The 17,358-nt window shown below is 64.1% G+C and carries 18 protein-coding genes; 11 read left to right on the top strand and 7 right to left on the bottom strand.

What is annotated here, in order from left to right:
• Nucleotides 1–19: 19 nt before the first annotated feature.
• Nucleotides 20–982, bottom strand: coding sequence for a LysR family transcriptional regulator (locus DXK50_RS17635; RefSeq protein WP_212631229.1), 963 nt, complete (start codon nucleotides 980–982; stop codon nucleotides 20–22).
• A 101-nt stretch (nucleotides 983–1,083) separates the two neighbouring features.
• On the opposite strand from DXK50_RS17635, the gene DXK50_RS17630 reads away from it, so the two are divergent.
• Nucleotides 1,084–1,851: a sulfite exporter TauE/SafE family protein gene (locus tag DXK50_RS17630; protein ID WP_212631228.1), complete on the top strand. Its 768-nt coding sequence runs from the start codon at nucleotides 1,084–1,086 to the stop codon at nucleotides 1,849–1,851.
• Here the strand turns inward: DXK50_RS17630 and DXK50_RS17625 are convergent.
• Nucleotides 1,846–2,700: a LysR family transcriptional regulator gene (locus tag DXK50_RS17625; RefSeq protein WP_212631227.1), complete on the bottom strand. Its 855-nt coding sequence runs from the start codon at nucleotides 2,698–2,700 to the stop codon at nucleotides 1,846–1,848. The two genes, DXK50_RS17630 and DXK50_RS17625, sit on opposite strands and share 6 nt — an antisense overlap.
• 97 nt (nucleotides 2,701–2,797) lie before the next feature.
• Between DXK50_RS17625 and DXK50_RS17620 the strand changes: the two genes are divergently transcribed.
• From DXK50_RS17620 to DXK50_RS17605, 4 genes are read left to right on the top strand one after another with little or no spacing between them, the layout of a single operon-like run.
• Nucleotides 2,798–3,022, top strand: a complete 225-nt coding sequence (locus DXK50_RS17620) for a DUF1127 domain-containing protein (RefSeq protein WP_212631226.1) — start codon at nucleotides 2,798–2,800, stop codon at nucleotides 3,020–3,022.
• Between the two features lie 23 nt (nucleotides 3,023–3,045).
• Nucleotides 3,046–3,990 (top strand): DMT family transporter, encoded by a 945-nt coding sequence (locus tag DXK50_RS17615; RefSeq protein WP_212631225.1) that lies wholly within the window; start codon nucleotides 3,046–3,048, stop codon nucleotides 3,988–3,990.
• Between the two features lie 28 nt (nucleotides 3,991–4,018).
• Nucleotides 4,019–4,465 carry a DUF3291 domain-containing protein gene (locus tag DXK50_RS17610; protein WP_212631224.1) on the top strand — a complete coding sequence of 149 codons (447 nt, stop codon included), beginning with the start codon at nucleotides 4,019–4,021 and terminating at the stop codon, nucleotides 4,463–4,465.
• Between the two features lie 14 nt (nucleotides 4,466–4,479).
• The gene (locus DXK50_RS17605; RefSeq protein ID WP_212631223.1) at nucleotides 4,480–5,676 is read left to right on the top strand and encodes a winged helix-turn-helix domain-containing protein; all 1,197 of its coding nucleotides are present in this window, start codon (nucleotides 4,480–4,482) and stop codon (nucleotides 5,674–5,676) included.
• Here the strand turns inward: DXK50_RS17605 and DXK50_RS17600 are convergent.
• On the bottom strand, nucleotides 5,673–7,019 hold the full coding sequence (locus DXK50_RS17600) for a class II 3-deoxy-7-phosphoheptulonate synthase (protein WP_161867083.1): 1,347 nt from the start codon (nucleotides 7,017–7,019) through the stop codon (nucleotides 5,673–5,675). The genes DXK50_RS17605 and DXK50_RS17600 overlap by 4 nt on opposite strands.
• Before the next feature lie 276 nt (nucleotides 7,020–7,295).
• On the opposite strand from DXK50_RS17600, the gene DXK50_RS17595 reads away from it, so the two are divergent.
• Both DXK50_RS17595 and DXK50_RS17590 read left to right on the top strand, forming a co-directional pair.
• Nucleotides 7,296–8,069 carry a spermidine synthase gene (locus tag DXK50_RS17595; protein WP_212631222.1) on the top strand — a complete coding sequence of 258 codons (774 nt, stop codon included), beginning with the start codon at nucleotides 7,296–7,298 and terminating at the stop codon, nucleotides 8,067–8,069.
• A gap of 312 nt (nucleotides 8,070–8,381) precedes the next feature.
• The gene (locus DXK50_RS17590) at nucleotides 8,382–10,064 is read left to right on the top strand and encodes a DEAD/DEAH box helicase (protein ID WP_212631221.1); all 1,683 of its coding nucleotides are present in this window, start codon (nucleotides 8,382–8,384) and stop codon (nucleotides 10,062–10,064) included.
• Nucleotides 10,065–10,150: 86 nt separating this feature from the next.
• Here DXK50_RS17590 and DXK50_RS17585 read toward each other — a convergent pair whose 3' ends face one another.
• The 3 genes from DXK50_RS17585 to DXK50_RS17575 form a co-directional block, all read right to left on the bottom strand.
• Entirely contained in the window at nucleotides 10,151–10,552 is a 402-nt protein-coding gene (locus DXK50_RS17585; protein ID WP_212631220.1) for a transcriptional regulator, read from the bottom strand.
• Nucleotides 10,553–10,691: 139 nt separating this feature from the next.
• Nucleotides 10,692–11,189: a DUF934 domain-containing protein gene (locus tag DXK50_RS17580; protein ID WP_161867087.1), complete on the bottom strand. Its 498-nt coding sequence runs from the start codon at nucleotides 11,187–11,189 to the stop codon at nucleotides 10,692–10,694.
• Nucleotides 11,173–12,831, bottom strand: coding sequence for a nitrite/sulfite reductase (locus DXK50_RS17575; protein ID WP_212631219.1), 1,659 nt, complete (start codon nucleotides 12,829–12,831; stop codon nucleotides 11,173–11,175). The genes DXK50_RS17580 and DXK50_RS17575 overlap by 17 nt, the downstream gene beginning before the upstream one ends.
• Before the next feature lie 464 nt (nucleotides 12,832–13,295).
• Here DXK50_RS17575 and DXK50_RS17570 point away from each other — a divergent pair, with 464 nt between their 5' ends.
• The gene (locus DXK50_RS17570; protein WP_212631324.1) at nucleotides 13,296–14,324 is read left to right on the top strand and encodes an ABC transporter substrate-binding protein; all 1,029 of its coding nucleotides are present in this window, start codon (nucleotides 13,296–13,298) and stop codon (nucleotides 14,322–14,324) included.
• A 1-nt stretch (nucleotide 14,325) separates the two neighbouring features.
• Here DXK50_RS17570 and DXK50_RS17565 read toward each other — a convergent pair whose 3' ends face one another.
• Entirely contained in the window at nucleotides 14,326–14,553 is a 228-nt protein-coding gene (locus DXK50_RS17565) for a DUF2970 domain-containing protein (protein WP_161867089.1), read from the bottom strand.
• Between the two features lie 118 nt (nucleotides 14,554–14,671).
• Between DXK50_RS17565 and DXK50_RS17560 the strand changes: the two genes are divergently transcribed.
• Genes DXK50_RS17560 through DXK50_RS17550 form a run of 3 tightly spaced genes read left to right on the top strand, consistent with a single transcriptional unit; the run spans nucleotide 14,672 to nucleotide 17,317 of the window.
• On the top strand, nucleotides 14,672–15,493 hold the full coding sequence (locus DXK50_RS17560; RefSeq protein ID WP_212631218.1) for an AraC family transcriptional regulator: 822 nt from the start codon (nucleotides 14,672–14,674) through the stop codon (nucleotides 15,491–15,493).
• 45 nt (nucleotides 15,494–15,538) lie between these two features.
• A complete protein-coding gene (locus tag DXK50_RS17555; RefSeq protein WP_161867091.1) occupies nucleotides 15,539–16,942 on the top strand; it encodes an NAD(P)/FAD-dependent oxidoreductase in 1,404 nt (467 codons plus the stop codon).
• Nucleotides 16,943–16,975: 33 nt separating this feature from the next.
• Nucleotides 16,976–17,317: a cupin domain-containing protein gene (locus tag DXK50_RS17550; protein ID WP_212631217.1), complete on the top strand. Its 342-nt coding sequence runs from the start codon at nucleotides 16,976–16,978 to the stop codon at nucleotides 17,315–17,317.
• Nucleotides 17,318–17,358 lie beyond the last annotated feature (41 nt).

Genomic DNA, 17,358 nt, shown 5'->3' with positions numbered 1-17,358 from the left:
AGCCGCTCCCACGCAAGCCTTATTGCTGTGGAGCAGCGAGGCTGGCCTGTAGCGCCTGATCCCAGGGCGGCGGGAAGCCGAAGCGCTGCTTGAGAAAACTCAGCAGCAGGCGCGTGCGCGGGCTGGCTTCGCGTTCCAGGCGCAGGGCGTAGATGCTTACCGGCTCAGCGGCCGGCAGGCCTTGTTCGCAGAATAGCGGGATCAGCTCGCCGCGCTGCAGGTGCTCGCTGCTCATCCAGGTGGGCAGGTGCGCGACACCCAGGCCGGCGAGGGCGCTGAACAGCAGGGTTTCGGCGTTGTTGCTGGTCTGGCGCAGGCGTTTGGGCTTGCACAGTTGCAGCTTGCCGTCGACCTCGAAGCGCCAGGCGTAGGGCGGGGCGAGGCTGTCCCAGTCCAGGCCGTCGTGTTGCTCCAGCTCCAGCGGGCTGCGCGGGATGCCGCGACGGCGCAGGTAGTCGGGGCTGGCGCAGACGATGCGGGTCATCGACGCCAGTGGCGTGGCGACCAGGCGACTGTCCTGAAGCGGGCCGATGCGTACGACGATATCCACTTCGCCCAGATGTTCGCCCTGCAGATCGGTGAAGCTGTCGATCAGGCGCAGCTGCACGTCGAGCCCGGGGTTGGCGCGCAGGAACTCGGCAATCGCTGGCGCCAGATGGCGGCGGCCGAAGGGCGAGGGCGCATCGATGCGAATCAAGCCTTCCGGTGCGCTGCTCAGTGACACCGCCTCGGCCCTGGCCAGGTGCAATTCGGCAAGGATGCGTCGGGCGCGTTCGGCAAAAGCCAGGCCCGCCGGAGTCACCCGCACGGCGTGGGTAGTACGGCTGAACAGGCTGCTGCCCATGGCCCGCTCCAAGGCGTCGATGCGCCGCGCCACCGCCGAAGGCGTGAGCGGGTGACGCCGGGCAGCGGCAGAGAAACTGCCGGTTTCCAGCACGTCGAGAAAGAGTTCCAGTTGGTCGGTCAGGGCATCGGGATTCATGGCAGTCTGCTTATGCGTAGTCAGCAAAGCCATTTTGCGTTGCTATGCGTTTCCGCGCTAGCCGTGGCTGCTTAACATGCACGCCACAGTTTGGAGGTGCCATGAATCTGTTCGACCTGTTGCTCAATCTATTGCTCGGCCTGGGTCTGGGGACCCTGGGCGGTTTGTTCGGCATCGGTGGCGGGCTGATCGCCATTCCGGTACTGGGCATTGTCTTCGGGCTGGATCAGCAACTGGCGCAAGGCACCGCACTGGTGATGGTGGTGCCGAACGTGATGCTGGCGATCTGGCGTTACCACCAACGCAATCGCATCGACCTTCGCTATGCACTGCTACTCGGCGTTACCAGCTTCGTCTGCGCCTGGCTGGCCTCGCTGTACGCGGTGGAGGTGGATTCACGCACCATGCGCTGGGCCTTCGTTGGCTTTCTCTTGGCCCTGGCGGCCTACAACCTGCTGCGCATGCTGATGACTCAGGCGCCAGCCAGCGACGAGCTGCGTCATCACTGGGGCTGGTTCGGCCTGCTGGGCGGGGTTTCCGGTGCCATGGGCGGGCTGTTCGGTGTCGGTGGCGCGGTGGTGGCGACGCCGGTGCTGACCAGCGTATTCGGCACCACTCAGGTGGTGGCGCAGGGGCTGTCGCTGTCGCTGGCGCTGCCCAGCACCGGGGTGACCTTGCTCACCTATGCGCTGCATGATCACGTCAACTGGTGGATGGGCGTACCGTTGGCCGTAGGTGGCCTGCTCAGCATCAGCTGGGGCGTGCGCCTGGCCCATTCGCTGCCGGAGCGCCTGCTGCGCAGTCTGTTCTGCGGCTTCCTGCTGTTCTGCGCGCTGCTGCTCGCGCTGGAGTCGGGCGGTCGTCTATAGGCGAAAACCTTCGACGATATGATCGGCCAGGCATTCGGTAACGGGTGACTGACTGCTTTCGTTGCGCAGCAGCACGATGCTGGTCAACGGCAGCAGCGGCAGGCCTTCGGCTTCGCCGAGGATGCGCAGATCCGGCGTGATCAGGCTTTGCAGCTGTGCGGTGACCGCCAGGCCGGCGCGCACCACGGCGAAGATCGCCGACAGGCTGGGACTGGTATAGGCGATGCGGTAGGGGCGGCTCATCGCATCCAGCGCGTTGCAGGCCCACTCGCGGCAGAAACAGTCGGCGTTGAACATGGCCAGCGGCATGGGGTTCTGCTCGTGTGGCGCGAATCCCTGGGCCACGGCCCAGGCGAAGCGCTCCTGACGCAGCAATTGGCCAATCTCCTTGCCGGGTTGGCGGGTAACAATGGTCAGGTCCAGATCCTGGCGCAGCAGCAGCTGGCCGGAGGGTTCGCAGTGCACCTCCACCTGCACCAACGGATAGGCCTGGGCGAAGCGCGAGAGAATCTCCGGGAGAAAACGCATCACATAGTCGTCCGGCGTGCCGATGCGCACGGCGCCGACCATATGCGGTTCGCGCAGGGTGTTGAGCACTTCGCCGTGCAGCTTGAGAATTCGCCGCGCATAACCCAGCAGCACCTGGCCTTCGGGTGTCAGTCGTACCTGGCGGCCGTCGCGCTCGAACAGCGGCCGCTGTACCACATCTTCCTCCAGCCGCTTCATCTGCATGCTTACCGCCGACTGAGTGCGATTGACCGTTTCCGCAGCGCGGGTGAAGCCACCGGTGTCGGCAATGGCAACGAAGCTGCGCAGCAGTTCGGTATCGATACTGGGGTGGTAGGCCATTCATCAATCCTTGAGATGGATAGCATAAGAAACATTCGTTGGATTGATCTTAAGTGCGGACCGACACTGACGCCAACCCCACAAGGAGGGCGAACAGATGAAAGGTCAAAAAGGTTACGCGCTGGCTCAGGCCATCCACTTCGAACGTCTGCCGTCATTGGCCGGCGTTTGGCGTATGCTGCGGCGCTGGCGTCAACTGGCTCGTGAGCGGCAACAGTTGGCTCGGCTTAGCGATATGGCGCTCAAGGATCTGGGTTTGTCCAGAGCCGATGCGTTGCAGGAGGCCGAGCGGCCGTTCTGGGATGATCCGCTGAGAAAGTGACGGGTAATGACTGGAGTTATTGAATGAGCGCGGTACGCAAGGGCGCCGATCTTTTCCTGTTCCAACTGATGCTGCTGCTGTGCGCCATCTGGGGCAGCCAGCAGGTGGCGATCAAACTGGCGGCGGACGACATCGCGCCCATGCTGCAGGTAGCCCTGCGCTCCGGCATCGCCGCGCTACTGGTCGGCCTGTTGTTGATCTGGCAGGGCGGTTGGCGTGAATGGCTGGGTTCTACCTGGTTGGCCGGCGTGCTGGCGGGTGTGCTGTTTGCTCTGGAGTTCTTTTTCATCGCGCTGGGTCTGCGCCACACCACGGCCTCGCATATGGCGGTGTTTCTCTATACCGCGCCGATCTTCTCGGCGCTCGGGCTGCACCTGCTGCTGCCCAGCGAGCGTCTGCGGCGTCTGCAGTGGCTGGGTATCGCGCTGTGTTTTGGTGGTGTGGTGATGGCCTTCGGCGTTGGCGGCAACTGGGCCGGAATCGATGCCGGCATGCTGCTTGGCGACGCGCTGGGACTGTGCGCAGGCATGGCATGGGGCGCCACCACGGTGGTAGTTCGTGGCTCGCGCCTGTCGGAGGCGCCCGCGGGGCTGACCCTTTTCTATCAGTTGGCGGTGGCCTTCGTGCTCCTGCTTGGCTATGCGCTGGCGGTGGTCGATCTTGGCCAGCTGCGCTGGAGCCCGATCGCCATCGGCAGCATCCTGCTGCAGGGCGTAGTGGTGTCGTTCTTCACCTACCTGACCTGGTTCTGGCTGCTGCGCCGTTACCTGGCCTCGAACATGGCAGTGTTTTCCTTCATGACCCCGCTGTTCGGCGTCAGTTTCGGCGTGCTGGTGCTGGACGAGCCGCTGACGCTGAACTTCATCGTCGGCGCAGCTCTGGTGCTGTCGGGCATCACCCTGGTCAGCAGCGAGGCCTGGCTGCGTCGACGCTTCGCTGACTGGCGTGGATCGCCGCAACGATCCTGATAGCTCGCTCGCACAAGGAGTCTGGAATTTGTCCGCTTATCATTTGGCCCAACTGAACATCGCCTGGATGAAGGCGCCATTGGAGTCACCGGAGATGGCTGACTTCGTCGCCAATCTGGAGCGTATCAATGCACTGGCCGAAGGCTCGCCCGGCTATGTCTGGCGTTTGCAGGACGAGGCGGGCGACGCCACGGCGATCCGCCCGTTCGGTGATGAGGTGCTGGTGAACATGTCGCTCTGGCAGGACGTGCAATCGCTCAGCGATTACGTCTACAAATCGGCGCACACCGAGATGCTCAAGCGCCGCCGCGAATGGTTCGGGCGCGTCGAACAGGCGCACCAGGTATTGTGGTGGGTGCCGGCCGGGCATCATCCGGACGTGGTCGAGGCGGCCGAGCGTCTGGCGCACTTGCGCGAGCATGGCGCCACGCAGCAGGCCTTCACCTTTCGCCATGCGTTCGCGGCGCCGGCCTGATAGGCTGGGTCGCCATGACGCTCTCATTATCTCTCGCCGAAGCGCGCCGCCTGGCCCTGGCTGCTCAGGGATTCGGCCGTACCCCGCGCGGCGCCATCGCCCACCGGCACTTGCAGGCGCAGATCGAACGCCTCGGCGTGCTGCAGATCGATTCGGTCAACGCCCTGGTGCGCTCGCATTATCTGCCGGCGTTTTCCCGCCTTGGCCATTACCAGGCCGAGCACCTCGACGAGCTGGCCTGGGGCCGGGCGCGCCGTCGGCGCCTGTTCGAGTACTGGGGGCACGAGGCTTCGCTGCTGCCGCTGGAGCTTTACCCGCTGCTGCGCTGGCGTATGCGCCGGGCCGCCGCTGGACAGGGCATCTACCCGGGCCTGGCGCGCTTCGGCGTGGAGCGGCGCGATGCCATAGATACCGTGCTGCAGATCGTGCGCGAGCGCGGCGCGCTGGGCGCCGGCAGTCTGTCCAGCCGTACCGAGAAAGCCGGCCCCTGGTGGGACTGGAGCGCGGAAAAGATGGCGCTGGAATGGCTGTTTGCGGCAGGCGAAGTCACCGTTGCCGGCCGTCGTGGGTTTGAACGCCTCTACGATCTGCCGGAGCGCGTCATCCCCGGCGAGCTGCTCAATCACGCCGAGCTGGATGAGGACGAGGCGCAGCGGCGCCTATTGCTGCGTTCGGCCGATGCGCTGGGTGTGGCGACGGAGAAGGATCTGCGTGACTACTACCGGCTCGATGCCGGCGACAGCAAGCGCCGCATCGCCGAGCTGGTGGAGGCGGGCGAGTTGCAGCCGGTCGCGGTGCAGGGCTGGCGGCAGCTGGCCTACTGTCGGGGTGAGCCACGCCTGCCTCGGCGCATCCGTCACAGCGCGTTGTTGTCGCCGTTCGACTCGCTGATCTGGGAGCGTGATCGCACCGAACGGCTGTTCGGCTTCCGCTACCGCCTGGAGATCTACACCCCGCAAGCCAAACGCGTATACGGCTATTACGTGCTGCCCTTCCTGCATCACGAGCGTCTGCTGGCCCGTGTCGACCTGCGCAGCGAGCGCGCCGCCGGGCGCCTGGCGGTGCATGCCGTGCATCTGGAGGAAGCGGTATTGAGCGAGGAGGCGCGCCTGGCGCTGGGCGATTCGCTGCGTGCGCTGGCGCACTGGCTGGGGCTGGATGAGGTGTGGCTGGCGCCGAGCGTGAAAACGCTCGGCGTACCTGTTGCCTAGCGGCGCACCTGTTTGAGCGTTTCGGCGATCATGAACGCCAGCTCCAGCGACTGGTCGGCGTTCATGCGCGGGTCGCAATGGGTGTGGTAGCGGTCGGACAGACCGTCCTCGGTAATCGGGCGTGAGCCGCCGATGCATTCGGTGACGTTCTGCCCGGTCATCTCGATATGGATGCCGCCAGCGTAGGTGCCTTCGGCCTGGTGCACGGCGAAGAACTGCCGGACTTCGCTGAGAATCTGCGCGAAGTCGCGGGTCTTGTAGCCGCTGCTGGCCTTGATGGTGTTGCCGTGCATGGGGTCGGAGCTCCACAGCACCTGGCGGCCTTCTTCCTTGATCTTGCGCAGCAGGCGCGGGAAGTGCGCTTCCACCTTGTCGGCGCCCATGCGCACGATCAGGTTGAGGCGGCCCGGATCGTTGTCCGGGTTGAGCGTGTCGATCAGGCGGATCAGTTCGTCCGGGTCCATGCTCGGGCCGACCTTGACGCCGATGGGGTTCTCGATACCGCGCATGAACTCGACGTGGGCGCCGTCCAGCTGACGGGTGCGGTCGCCGATCCACAGCATATGCGCGGAGCAGTCGTACCAGCGGCCGGTGAGGCTGTCACGACGCACGAAGGCTTCTTCGTAGTTGAGCAGCAGCGCTTCGTGGGCGGTGAAGAAGCTGACTTCGCGCAGCTGCGGCGCGCTGTCCATGCCGACGGCGCGCATGAACGCCAGGGTTTCGTCGATGCGGTTGGCGAGCTGGTGATACTTCTCGGAAAGCGCCGAGTTGGCGATGAAATCGAGGTTCCACTGATGCACCTGATGCACGTCGGCGAAACCGCCCTGGGCGAAGGCGCGCAGCAGGTTGAGGCTGGCGGTGGCCTGGTGATAGGCCTGCAGCAGGCGCTCCGGATCGGGCACGCGGCTGGCGGCGTCGAAGCCGATGCCGTTGACGATATCGCCGCGGTAGGCGGGCAGGGTGACGCCATCGATGGTTTCGCTACCGGACGAGCGCGGCTTGGCGAACTGGCCGGCCATGCGCCCGACCTTGACCACCGGACAGCCGGCAGCGAAGGTCATGACGATGGCCATCTGCAGCAGCACCTTGAAGGTGTCGCGGATTTTCGCGGCGGAAAACTCGGCGAAGCTCTCGGCGCAGTCGCCGCCCTGCAGCAGGAAGGCGCGGCCCTGGGTGACCTCGGCGAACTGGCGGCGCAGCTCGCGCGCCTCGCCCGCGAACACCAGCGGCGGGTAGCCGGCCAGGGTCTGCTCGACACGGGCAAGGTGAGCGGCTTCAGGGTATTCGGGCTGCTGCTGGATGGGCTTGGCCCTCCAGCTATCGGGACTCCAGGCGTGCGACATGCTGTGGCTCTAGCGATTGATCAGGCGAAGGGCGCATGGTAACCGATAAGCGCTGCTAGATGCCTGGCCCGGATGTCTGAAAGACAAGATGGCTCGGGCATTCGCAGCGCACCCTTGCCATCGCGACACCGCGAGGCACCAGGGGCTGAGCCTGATTGAGATGGATGGCAGCGCAGGCGCGGGAAATAACACGTGACCCGGGGCGTTCGCATCCATGACAATCGGCTCTTTAGCCCGGCTTCTATGCTGTGGGATGTCATTGAGGGAGAGGTATCGATGCCAGGGTTGCCGCCAGAGGACGAATTGCAGGACGAGGTGCTGCTGGCCGAGGTGCGCGATGCCTTCGGGGTGATTCGCGTGGTGCAGATCGGTGCCTACCGCTTCCTCGAGTTCGGAGATGCCATCGAGCAGAGCTGCGTTTTTCAGGGCGATCCCAGCTGGCTCGAATACGACTACACCCGCGCCATGCTGTTGGGCGCGCTGTGCCACGACGCGCCGGAAACTGCACTGTTTCTCGGTCTGGGCGCCGGTAACCTGACTCAGGCCTGCCTCAAGTTCCTGCCGCTGGAGGATGTCGAGGCCATCGAGCTGCGCCCGGATGTACCGCGCCTGGCCATGGATTTTCTCGGGCTCGACGATGACCCGCGGCTGACCATTCGCATTGGTGATGCCATCGAACTGCTCGACAGCGCGGAAACCGCCGACCTGATCTTTCTCGATCTGTACACCGATCAGGGGCCCGGCGCCGGGCATCTGGCCTGGCGTTTTCTCGATCGGTGCCGCGAGAAGCTCAACCCGGGCGGGTGGCTGATCATCAACCAATGGGCAGGCAACGACGGCAAGCCGCTGGGCGCGGCACTGTTGCGCGGGCTCTATCACCGGCACTACTGGGAGTGCCCGGTGAAGGAGGGCAACGTGGTGCTGCTGATTCCGGCAGACCTCGACCAGCGCCTGAACATGGGGCGTTTGCAGGTGCGCGCGGGTGAATTGGCGCCGCGCCTGGGCTACTCCCTGCAAAGCCTGATCGAGGCGCTGCGTCCGGCAACATGAGGCCGTTCTGACGTCGCTTGCAGCGGCGTGAAAGGTCGTCGCTAGAGAGGCAGGCCACAAAAAACAGCACCTTGATCAGGAATTTCCGGTATGATGCGCGCCGGCCAATTCACTGGCCACGTTCAGGTAGTGCAACTCGCCCGGGAAATTAACTTCCGGCAGCCAGTCCCCAGCGGACTATCCTTGACGATTCACTTTCATCACGTTTTCGCAAATCCCCGCCGACCAGGCTGCCAGGGTGACCCAAAAGGTCTTGCACGGCATGCGCAGCTTTGGAACATGGGTCTTTGCGGATGCACTTGAGGCAGACCCATGACCCAGGAAATCGGCGGCTTCGCCGCGCTCGGACTTCACCCCAATATTCTCGCCGCTCTGACCGCCGTTGGTTACGAAGAGCCATCCCCGATCCAGTCGCAGGCCATTCCGGTGATCCTCGCCGGCCACGACATGATCGGCCAGGCGCAGACCGGTACCGGCAAGACCGCGGCCTTCGCACTGCCACTGCTGAGCAAGATCGACCCGGCCAAGCGCGAGCCGCAGGTGCTGATCCTCGCGCCGACCCGCGAACTGGCCCTGCAGGTGGCCACCGCCTTCGAAACCTATTCCAAGCAAATGCCGGGCGTGAACGTCGTCGCCGTCTATGGCGGCGCGCCGATGGGCCCGCAGCTCAAGGCCATCCGCCAGGGCGCGCAGGTCATCGTCGCCACTCCGGGCCGTCTGGTCGACCACCTGCGCCGTGACGAGAAGGTACTGTCCACCATCCAGCACCTGGTGCTCGACGAAGCCGACGAGATGCTCAAGCTGGGCTTCATGGACGATCTGGAGATCATCTTCGAAGCCATGCCGGAAAGCCGTCAGAGCGTACTGTTCTCCGCAACCCTGCCGCATTCGATCCGCGCCATCGCCGAGAAGCACCTGCGCGAGCCGCAGCACATCAAGATCGCAGCCAAGACCCAGACCGTCTCGCGCATCGAACAGGCGCACCTGATGATCCACGCCGATCAGAAGACCAACGCCGTGCTGCGCCTGTTGGAAGTCGAGGATTTCGACGCGCTGATCGCCTTCGTGCGGACCAAGCAGGCCACCCTGGACCTGGCCTCCGCTCTGGAAGCCAAGGGCTTCAAGGCCGCTGCGCTGAACGGCGACATCGCCCAGAACCAGCGTGAGCGCGTGATCGAGTCGCTCAAGGACGGTCGTCTGGACATCGTCGTCGCCACCGACGTCGCCGCCCGTGGTATCGACGTGCCGCGCATCACTCACGTGTTCAACGTCGACATGCCGTACGACCCGGAATCCTACGTGCACCGTATCGGCCGTACCGGCCGCGCCGGTCGCGATGGTCGCGCGCTGCTGCTGGTGACCCCGCGTGAGCGCCGCATGCTGCAGGTGATCGAGCGAGTCACCGGGCAGAAGGTGGGCGAGGTCAAACTGCCAAACGCCCAGCAGGTACTCGATGCGCGCATCAAGAAGCTGACCAGCAGCCTGGCGCCGCTGGTTGCCGAAGCCGAAGCCAGTCATGGCGATCTGCTCGATCGCCTGACTGCCGACATCGGCTGCAGCCAGCGCGCGCTGGCCGCTGCGCTGCTGAAGAAAGCCACCAATGGCCAGGCGCTGGATCTGGCCAGCGTCGAGCGTGAGCAGCCGCTGGTTCCGGGTGTTGGCGGTGCGCCGCGAGAGCGTCGCGAGCGTGATGGTGATCGTGGTGGCGAGCGTGGCGAATACCGCGAGCGTCGTGCACCCTTGCCGCTGGCCGAAGGTCGTGTGCGTTGCCGTACCGCGCTGGGTACTCGCGACGGTATCGCCGCGAAGAACCTGCTGGGCGCCATTCTCAATGAGGGCGGCCTGGCGCGTGAAGCCATCGGCCGCATCCAGATTCGCGAAACCTTCAGCCTGGTCGAACTGCCGGAAGATGGCCTGGACCGTCTGCTCGGCAAGCTGAAAGACACCCGCGTGGCCGGCAAGGCGCTAAAGCTGCGTCGCTACCGCGAGGATTGATCCGCCAGGCCTGGTGCCGAGCCACTGGATCAGCGAAACGCCGCAACCCTAATGGGCTGCGGCGTTTTCATTTGCGCAGCGGCGAATCAGGTAGGTTCGCTGAGATTGGCCTTGGGCGCCAGGCGGTCGAATACCTCGGGCGTCAGCGCCGCTTCGCCAGCCTCGTCGAGCACCTCGCGCGGGTGCTCGCTGCCGGGGATGCTGCTGTCGAGCATGCTCAGCAATTGTGCGCCGCGCGCGGTGAGGATGAAATTCTCGCCGTTGCCGCCTTCTTCCTCCGGGCGCGGCTCGATGAAGCCGTTGTGCAGCAAGCGTGCCTCATAGCGGGCAGCCTCGGCGCGCAGGTGGTCGAGATCGTCCACGGGTTCGCCGGCACTTTCATGCTCCTCGGCCAGGTCCTCGGCGTAGCGACGCGGGGCGAAGGGTTTACCGGCGGAGTTCTGCGCCTCGTGCAGCAGGCGTTCGATCAGGTCCCAGTCATGTTTCATGGCGATTCTCCCTAAGCGATGGGCTTATAGAGTCCGACTTCACCAACGCGGTACGGTTCGACCCATTTGCCTGAGCGGTCCCTACAAAGTAAAACGCCCCGAACCAGTCGGGGCGTTTCAGTCGATTTGCCAGCGGCGATCAGGCGCGGCGGCGGAACAGCGGTTGCGGTTCGTCGGCCGAAGCCTGATAGACCTCGCTGTAGTCCTCGAAGGCCTTCAGCGCATCAAACGGGTCCTTGTCCGCGCGCAGGGCGAAGGCGTCGAAGCCGACGCGGCGCAGGGCGAACAGCTGATCGCGCAGCACGTCGCCGATGGCGCGGACTTCGCCCTTGTAGCCGTAGCGGGTGCGCAGCAGGTAGGCGCTGGAGGAGTGACGGCCATCGGTGAAGGCCGGGAACTCCAGGGCGATGACCTGGAAGTGCGCGAGGTCTTCGGCGATTTCCTCGACCTCGTCACCGGCTTCCAGCCATACACCGAGACCGCCGTCGCGGGCCTTGAGGGCATGGGCATGCTCGCGCCACAGGGCCAGCGGGACGATGATGTCGTCGCAGTTGGGAATGACGTCCAGGGTCACGTCCTTGGCCAGCAGGTGCCAGGTTTCGTCGACCACCTGACCGTTCTTAATGATTCGCTGCATAGACGCGCTCCTTGAACGGGTCGATACCGATGCGGCGATAGGTATCGAGGAAGCTTTCTTCTTCGGTGCGTTGCTCGACGTAGACCTTGATGATCTTGTCGATCACCTCCGGCATGTCGTCCTGGGCGAAGGACGGGCCGAGAATTTGCGCCAGGCTGGCTTCGCGACCGGCGCTGCCGCCGAGCGAGACCTGATAGAACTCCTGGCCTTTCTTGTCCACGCCGAGGATGCCGATATGACCGACGTGGTGGTGACCGCAGGCGTTCATGCAGCCGGAGATGTTCAGGTCGATATCGCCGATGTCGAACAGATAGTCGAGATCGTCGAAGCGGCGCTGAATGGCTTCGGCCACCGGGATCGACTTGGCGTTGGCCAGCGAGCAGAAATCACCGCCCGGGCAGCAGATGATATCGGTCAAAAGGCCCACATTCGGCGTGGCGAAGCCCTGCTCACGCAGCTCGCCCCACAGGGTCAGCAGCTGACGCTGCTCCACGTCGGCGAGGATGACGTTCTGGTTGTGGCTGTTGCGCACTTCACCGAACGAATAGCGGTCGGCCAGGTCGGCGATGGCATCGAGTTGCTTGTCGGTGACGTCGCCCGGCGCCACGCCGGTGGGCTTGAGCGACAGGGTCACGGCGACGTAGCCGGGCTTCTTGTGGGCGAAGGTATTGCGCTGGCGCCAGCGGGCGAAACCCGGGTGCTCGGCGTCCTGCTGAGCGAGCAGGGCGTCTTCGTCGTTCAGGGCCTGGTAGGCCGGGTCGACGAAATGCGCGGCGACGCGAGCGACCTCGGCCTCGGTCAGGGTGGTCGGGCCATCCTTGAGGTGCGCCCACTCGGCGTTCACGCGCTCGGCGAATACCTCGGGGGTCAGCGCCTTGACCAGAATCTTGATGCGCGCCTTGTACTTGTTGTCACGACGGCCATAGCGGTTGTACACGCGCAGGATGGCGTCGAGATAGCTGATCAGGTGCTGCCAGGGCAGGAATTCGTTGATGAAGCTGCCGACGATCGGGGTACGGCCCAGGCCGCCGCCGACGGACACGCGAAAGCCCAGCTCGCCAGCCTCGTTCTTCACCGCTTCAAGGCCGATGTCATGCACTTCGATGGCGGCGCGGTCGCTGACGGCGCCGTTGACGGCGATCTTGAACTTGCGCGGCAGGTGGCTGAATTCGGGGTGGAAGGTCGACCACTGACGGATGATTTCGCACCAGGGACGCGGATCGACGATCTCGTCCTTGGCCACGCCGGCGAACTGGTCGGTGGTGGTGTTGCGTATGCAGTTGCCGCTGGTCTGGATGGCGTGCATCTGCACGGTGGCCAGTTCGGCGAGAATCTCCGGCACGTCTTCCAGCTCCGGCCAGTTGTACTGAACGTTCTGGCGGGTGCTGATATGGGCATAGCCCTTGTCGTAGTCGCGGGCGATCTTGGCCAGCATGCGCACCTGAGTAGACGACAGCAGGCCATAAGGCACAGCGATGCGCAGCATGGGCGCGTAGCGCTGGATATACAGACCGTTCTGCAGGCGCAGCGGACGGAATTCCTCGCCGCTCAGCTCTCCGGCGAGGTAGCGGCGGGTTTGATCGCGGAACTGCTTGACGCGATCCTCGACGATCTTTTGATCGTACTGGTCATATACGTACATGAAGGGTCCTGTTTTCAGGCTGCTTACTGCCAATCAGCGCGCACGGCCGCGCACTCCCCGAGGAGCCGGGGCACGATACCAGCTCAGGTTTATGCGTAAAAGTGATGTTTGAATATATAAACCTAGCTTTAAGGAATAAGACTGTCCTAAAGCATAACCAGATGGTTTGAGCCAGTGCCGAGGCTGGTCTTAAATGCAGTATGCGTCACCCACAATCACAAGAAGAGGGGGAGCCATGAGCGAACACACCGATATGGATAATTCCGACAGCGTCATCGACGCCTGGGCGATCTTCTGCCTGATCCTGATTGCGGTGGGGACTGCGGTCTTCTGGGTTAGCGGGCAGTGAGCGTGAAGGCCGGCGCGCATTAGCGGTCGGCCTTTTTCTTTTTGCACCCTATACTGCGCCCCGTCAACCGGGGAGGGGCGTCGTGAGCAGGTGGGTGTTGGGCCTGGGGTTACTGTTGTGCTGTGCACTGGCGACAGCGCAATCGCGTGCGCCGTCGGTGGTTTTTCTCAATCCCGGTTATTCCGACGAGCCGTTCTGGAGCGATTACGCCCTTTATATGGCTGACGCCGCTGGCGATCTGGGCGTGCAACTGACCGTGCTTTACGCTGAACGCGACCCCGTGCGCATGCTGAGCAATGCCCGGCAGGTCCTGCAGGGCGAGCATCCGGATTACCTCATCTTTACCAACGAGCAGTTCCTGGGGCCTGAACTGCTGCGTTTGTTCGAAGGCAGTCAGGTGCGTCTTTTCGCCCTGCACAGCACGCTCACCGATGAGCAGCAGAGCCTGATCGGTGGCAGCCGTGAGCGTCATCGCAACTGGCTGGGCAGTCTGGTGCCCAACGACGAGGACGCGGGCTACCTGATGGGGCGCGAACTGATTGCACTCAGCCGCGGGCAGCCAACCGAGTTGCTTGCATTTGCCGGCGTCAAGCAGACGCCATCCTCGATGTTGCGCCTGGCCGGCCTGCAGCGCGCGCTGAGCCGGGCGCCGCATGTGCGTCTGGTGCAGGCTGTGCATGGCGAATGGCTTGAGCAGCGCGCCTATGAGCAGGCCGTCAGCTTGCTGCCGCGCCATCCGCAGGTGAGCCTGATCTGGTCCGCCAACGACGCAATGGCGTTCGGTGTCATGCGGGCGGCTTCCGAACAGAATCGGACGTTGCACTATGCTGCGTTAAACAACTCGCCGCGGGTGCTGCAAGCGCGAACAGACGGACAGGTCGAGGTCCTGGCCAGCGGGCATTTCCTTCTGGGCGCCTGCGCTATGGTGATGCTCAGTGACCACGCCCGCGGGTTGGATTTCATCGAGCGCGGTGGCAAGGATCAGGAGGCGCGGCTGCTGCGCATCATCGACAGGGAGCAGGCGCAGAGGCTGCTCAGACGCCTTGGTCAGGCGGATATCGAAATGGACTTTCGCCAGTTCAGCGCGGTGCCACAGCCTCAGCTGCAGCGGTATGACTGCTCGATCGCATCACTGCTGGACTGACTCAGCCGGTCGCCAGGTGCAGGATCAGTTTCACTGCGCCCAGCAGCACGATCACGAACAAGGCAGTGAAGAGAATCCCGAGCAGAATGAAATGACCGGGTTTGCCGCGGCTGAAGTCACGGCTGCGGTTCTTGCCGCTCTGTACGCCGAGCGCTGCCGCCAGCACGCTCTGTAGCATCTCGCGCAGGGTCAGTGGGGCCTGCTGGGGATCTTTGTCCTGATCTGTCATGTCGGTCTCTCCTTCGCTGCTGCAAGCATAGTCCGCAACCTGCCAGGCAGCACGAGGGGGCTAGGCTGGCTTCTGCTAATCAGGCAATCTGCCAGGGCGCTGACCACCGACGCCGACCATGCCTGACGATCTTTTTGCCGACGATGCCGCGCAAACCGAGCGCACCCGTGAAACCATCCTGCGCTATCACCTGAGCTGGAAGCACCGTGATCTCGAAGCGGTGCTGGCGCTGTACCACCCGGACATCGAATACAACGATTTCTATCAGCAGCTTTGCATGCGCCTGGCCGACCTGCGCGAGTACGTCGAGGCCAACCTGCCGCGCCGCCCGGGCGAGCTGCTGGAGCATGTCGATCGTATTCGCATCGATGGCCATACGGCCTTCATCCAGTACCGCACCAGCCTGCTGGGCGGGGACGGGCTGGTGTCGTTTCGCACCGGCGAGGCCATCACCGTGCGCGACGGCCTGATCTGGCGCATCAACGAATACGCGACCCTCGTGCATGAGGCCCGTGGCGCGGGCAAAACTGCCACTTCACGCCCGGCGATCAGTCGTCTGGGGTTGTCGACGCGTCAGCTCGGGCAACTGGCGCAGGATCTACAGGATTACTTCCAGCGCAGCCGGCCATTTCTCGACCCGGAGCTGGACCTGCAGCAGGTGGCAGCGGCGACTGGCTACAGCCGCAACCAGATTTCCCATCTGCTCAACCAGGTACTCGGCGAAAGCTTCTATCGCTACGTCAATCGCGCTCGCCTGCAGTACCTGCTCGACGCCCTGCAGGCCGGCAGTGACCTGAAACGTATCGACGAGCTGGCCTTTGCTTCAGGCTTCAATTCCCTGTCGGCGTTCTACAGCTGTTTCAAGCGCCACACCGGGCTATCGCCGAAGGCTTATCTCAAGAAAATTTCCTCGCGGGTACGCACGCAAGACAGCACCTGATCGCCACTACTAGCCTTGCGTCATCAACCGATGACGGAGGCATGGATGAACTGGCGCAACATCAGCCTATGGATGGATCAGCTCGATGATCCACTGCAGGCGCGGCCCAGCCTGCAGCACGATATTCAGGCAGACGTAGCCATCATCGGCGCCGGCTATACCGGCCTGTGGACGGCCTATTACCTCAAACGGTATGCCCCACAACTGCGCGTCGTGATTTTGGAGGCCGAGACGGCCGGTTTCGGCGCTTCCGGGCGTAACGGCGGCTGGCTGATGGGTAACCTGCTCGGTGAGGATCACCTGCTGGCCGCTCGGCCGTCTGCCGCGCGCAAGGCATCCTTCGACCTGCTGCACGCTATTCCCGACGAAGTGGCCGAGGTGGTGGCCCGCGAAGGCATCGATTGCGACCTGCGCAAGGGTGGCGTGCTGTATTGCGCCGCGCGCTATCCGGAGCAGGAAGTGCGCCTGCGCGATTACCTCGAGCACTTGCGCGAGCTGGGCCTCGGTGAAGACGATTACCGCTGGCTGTCACCGAGCGAGCTGGTCGCGCAACTGCGTGTCGCCAATGCCTATGGCGCGCTGTACAGCCCGCATTGCGCGACCATTCAGCCTGCCAAGCTGGTGCGGGGTCTGGCGCGTAGCGTCGAAGATATGGGCGTCGAGCTCTACGAGCGCAGCCCGGTGATCGACTGGCAGCCAGGCCAGGTGCGCACGGCTCAGGCTCGCGTCACGGCTGATTGGGTGGTGCCGGCCATCGAGGGTTATGCGGCCACCTTGTCACCGCTGGGCAATCACCAGTTGCCGGTGCAGAGCCTGATCGTGGCCACCGAGCCGCTGCCGGCGGACATTTGGGCCGGTATCGGCCTGGAGCGTGGGCAGGCGTTCAGCGAATTCAGCCGCCAGGTCACCTACGGCCAGCGCAGCCTCGATGATCGTCTTATCTTCGGTGCGCGTGGTGGCTATCGCTTTGGAGGCCGGCTGCGTAACGACTTCAACCTGACTGAGGACGAACGCGGTCTGCGCCGCTACCTGATGGGTGAGCTCTTCCCGCAACTGCGCAACGTGCGCTTCAGCCACTCCTGGGGTGGCAATCTGGGCATGGCACGGCGCTTCCAGCCGCACATGCTGCGTGACTCGCGCAACCGCATCGCGCTGTCTGGCGGCTACGGTGGTGAGGGCGTCGGTGCCAGCAACCTGGGTGGACGAACCCTGGCTGATCTGATTCTGGGCCGCGACAGCGAACTGCTGCACCAGCCCTGGGTGCTGAATGACAGCCCGATTTCCCGTTTGCCTCGCTGGGAGCCCGAACCCTGCCGCTGGCTCGGTTACAACGCGATCATCCGCAGTTTCGTTCACGAGGACGAAGTACTCGCCAACCCGCGCAGCCCAGCCTGGCGACGGCGTCTGGCGCAGGCGGTGGCGGCGCGCATGGAAAGCCTGATGGGCTGAGCGAATGCCAGCCGTTCTTTATCTGGAGTACTCATGAACATTACCCTTTTTCGCGACACCCCCGGCATCGCCCTAGATACGTCCAGCCCTGTCGCCGTCCCGCTGGGCGAGCCGGTGGCGGTCGCCTCGACCACCAGTGTCGAGCGCAGTGATGGCGTCGAGACCGGCGTCTGGGAATGCACCCCGGGGCGCTGGCGCCGACAGATCGTGCAGCAGGAGTTCTGTCACTTCGTGGCCGGGCGCTGCACCTTCACGCCTGACGGCGGCGAGGCTATCGAGATCCGCGCTGGCGACGCGTTGATGATGCCGGCCAACACCCTTGGCATCTGGGACATACAAGAAACGGTGCGTAAGAGCTATGTGCTGATCTTCTGACCAGCACCTTTTCAGTGACTGCCTACAACAACAAGATCATC

The organism is Pseudomonas sp. KB-10 (genome assembly GCF_018221585.1).
Lineage (GTDB): Bacteria > Pseudomonadota > Gammaproteobacteria > Pseudomonadales > Pseudomonadaceae > Aquipseudomonas > Aquipseudomonas yangonensis.
Note: the sequence above shows the minus strand (reverse complement) of the source record. Positions and strands in the feature narration are given on the sequence as shown.

Bases quoted from the DNA above. Each gene is read 5' to 3' on its own strand.
- DXK50_RS17560 (WP_212631218.1), top strand. From the start codon at position 14,672: ATGCCTGACGATCTTTTTGCCGACGATGCCGCGCAAACCGAGCGCACC.
- DXK50_RS17620 (WP_212631226.1), top strand. From the start codon at position 2,798: ATGAAAGGTCAAAAAGGTTACGCGCTGGCTCAGGCCATCCACTTCGAA.
- DXK50_RS17555 (WP_161867091.1), top strand. From the start codon at position 15,539: ATGAACTGGCGCAACATCAGCCTATGGATGGATCAGCTCGATGATCCA.
- DXK50_RS17615 (WP_212631225.1), top strand. From the start codon at position 3,046: ATGAGCGCGGTACGCAAGGGCGCCGATCTTTTCCTGTTCCAACTGATG.
- DXK50_RS17625 (WP_212631227.1), bottom strand. From the start codon at position 2,700: ATGGCCTACCACCCCAGTATCGATACCGAACTGCTGCGCAGCTTCGTT.
- DXK50_RS17580 (WP_161867087.1), bottom strand. From the start codon at position 11,189: ATGCAGCGAATCATTAAGAACGGTCAGGTGGTCGACGAAACCTGGCAC.
- DXK50_RS17585 (WP_212631220.1), bottom strand. From the start codon at position 10,552: ATGAAACATGACTGGGACCTGATCGAACGCCTGCTGCACGAGGCGCAG.
- DXK50_RS17575 (WP_212631219.1), bottom strand. From the start codon at position 12,831: ATGTACGTATATGACCAGTACGATCAAAAGATCGTCGAGGATCGCGTC.
- DXK50_RS17595 (WP_212631222.1), top strand. From the start codon at position 7,296: ATGCCAGGGTTGCCGCCAGAGGACGAATTGCAGGACGAGGTGCTGCTG.
- DXK50_RS17605 (WP_212631223.1), top strand. From the start codon at position 4,480: ATGACGCTCTCATTATCTCTCGCCGAAGCGCGCCGCCTGGCCCTGGCT.
- DXK50_RS17630 (WP_212631228.1), top strand. From the start codon at position 1,084: ATGAATCTGTTCGACCTGTTGCTCAATCTATTGCTCGGCCTGGGTCTG.
- DXK50_RS17565 (WP_161867089.1), bottom strand. From the start codon at position 14,553: ATGACAGATCAGGACAAAGATCCCCAGCAGGCCCCACTGACCCTGCGC.
- DXK50_RS17590 (WP_212631221.1), top strand. From the start codon at position 8,382: ATGACCCAGGAAATCGGCGGCTTCGCCGCGCTCGGACTTCACCCCAAT.
- DXK50_RS17600 (WP_161867083.1), bottom strand. From the start codon at position 7,019: ATGTCGCACGCCTGGAGTCCCGATAGCTGGAGGGCCAAGCCCATCCAG.
- DXK50_RS17550 (WP_212631217.1), top strand. From the start codon at position 16,976: ATGAACATTACCCTTTTTCGCGACACCCCCGGCATCGCCCTAGATACG.
- DXK50_RS17635 (WP_212631229.1), bottom strand. From the start codon at position 982: ATGAATCCCGATGCCCTGACCGACCAACTGGAACTCTTTCTCGACGTG.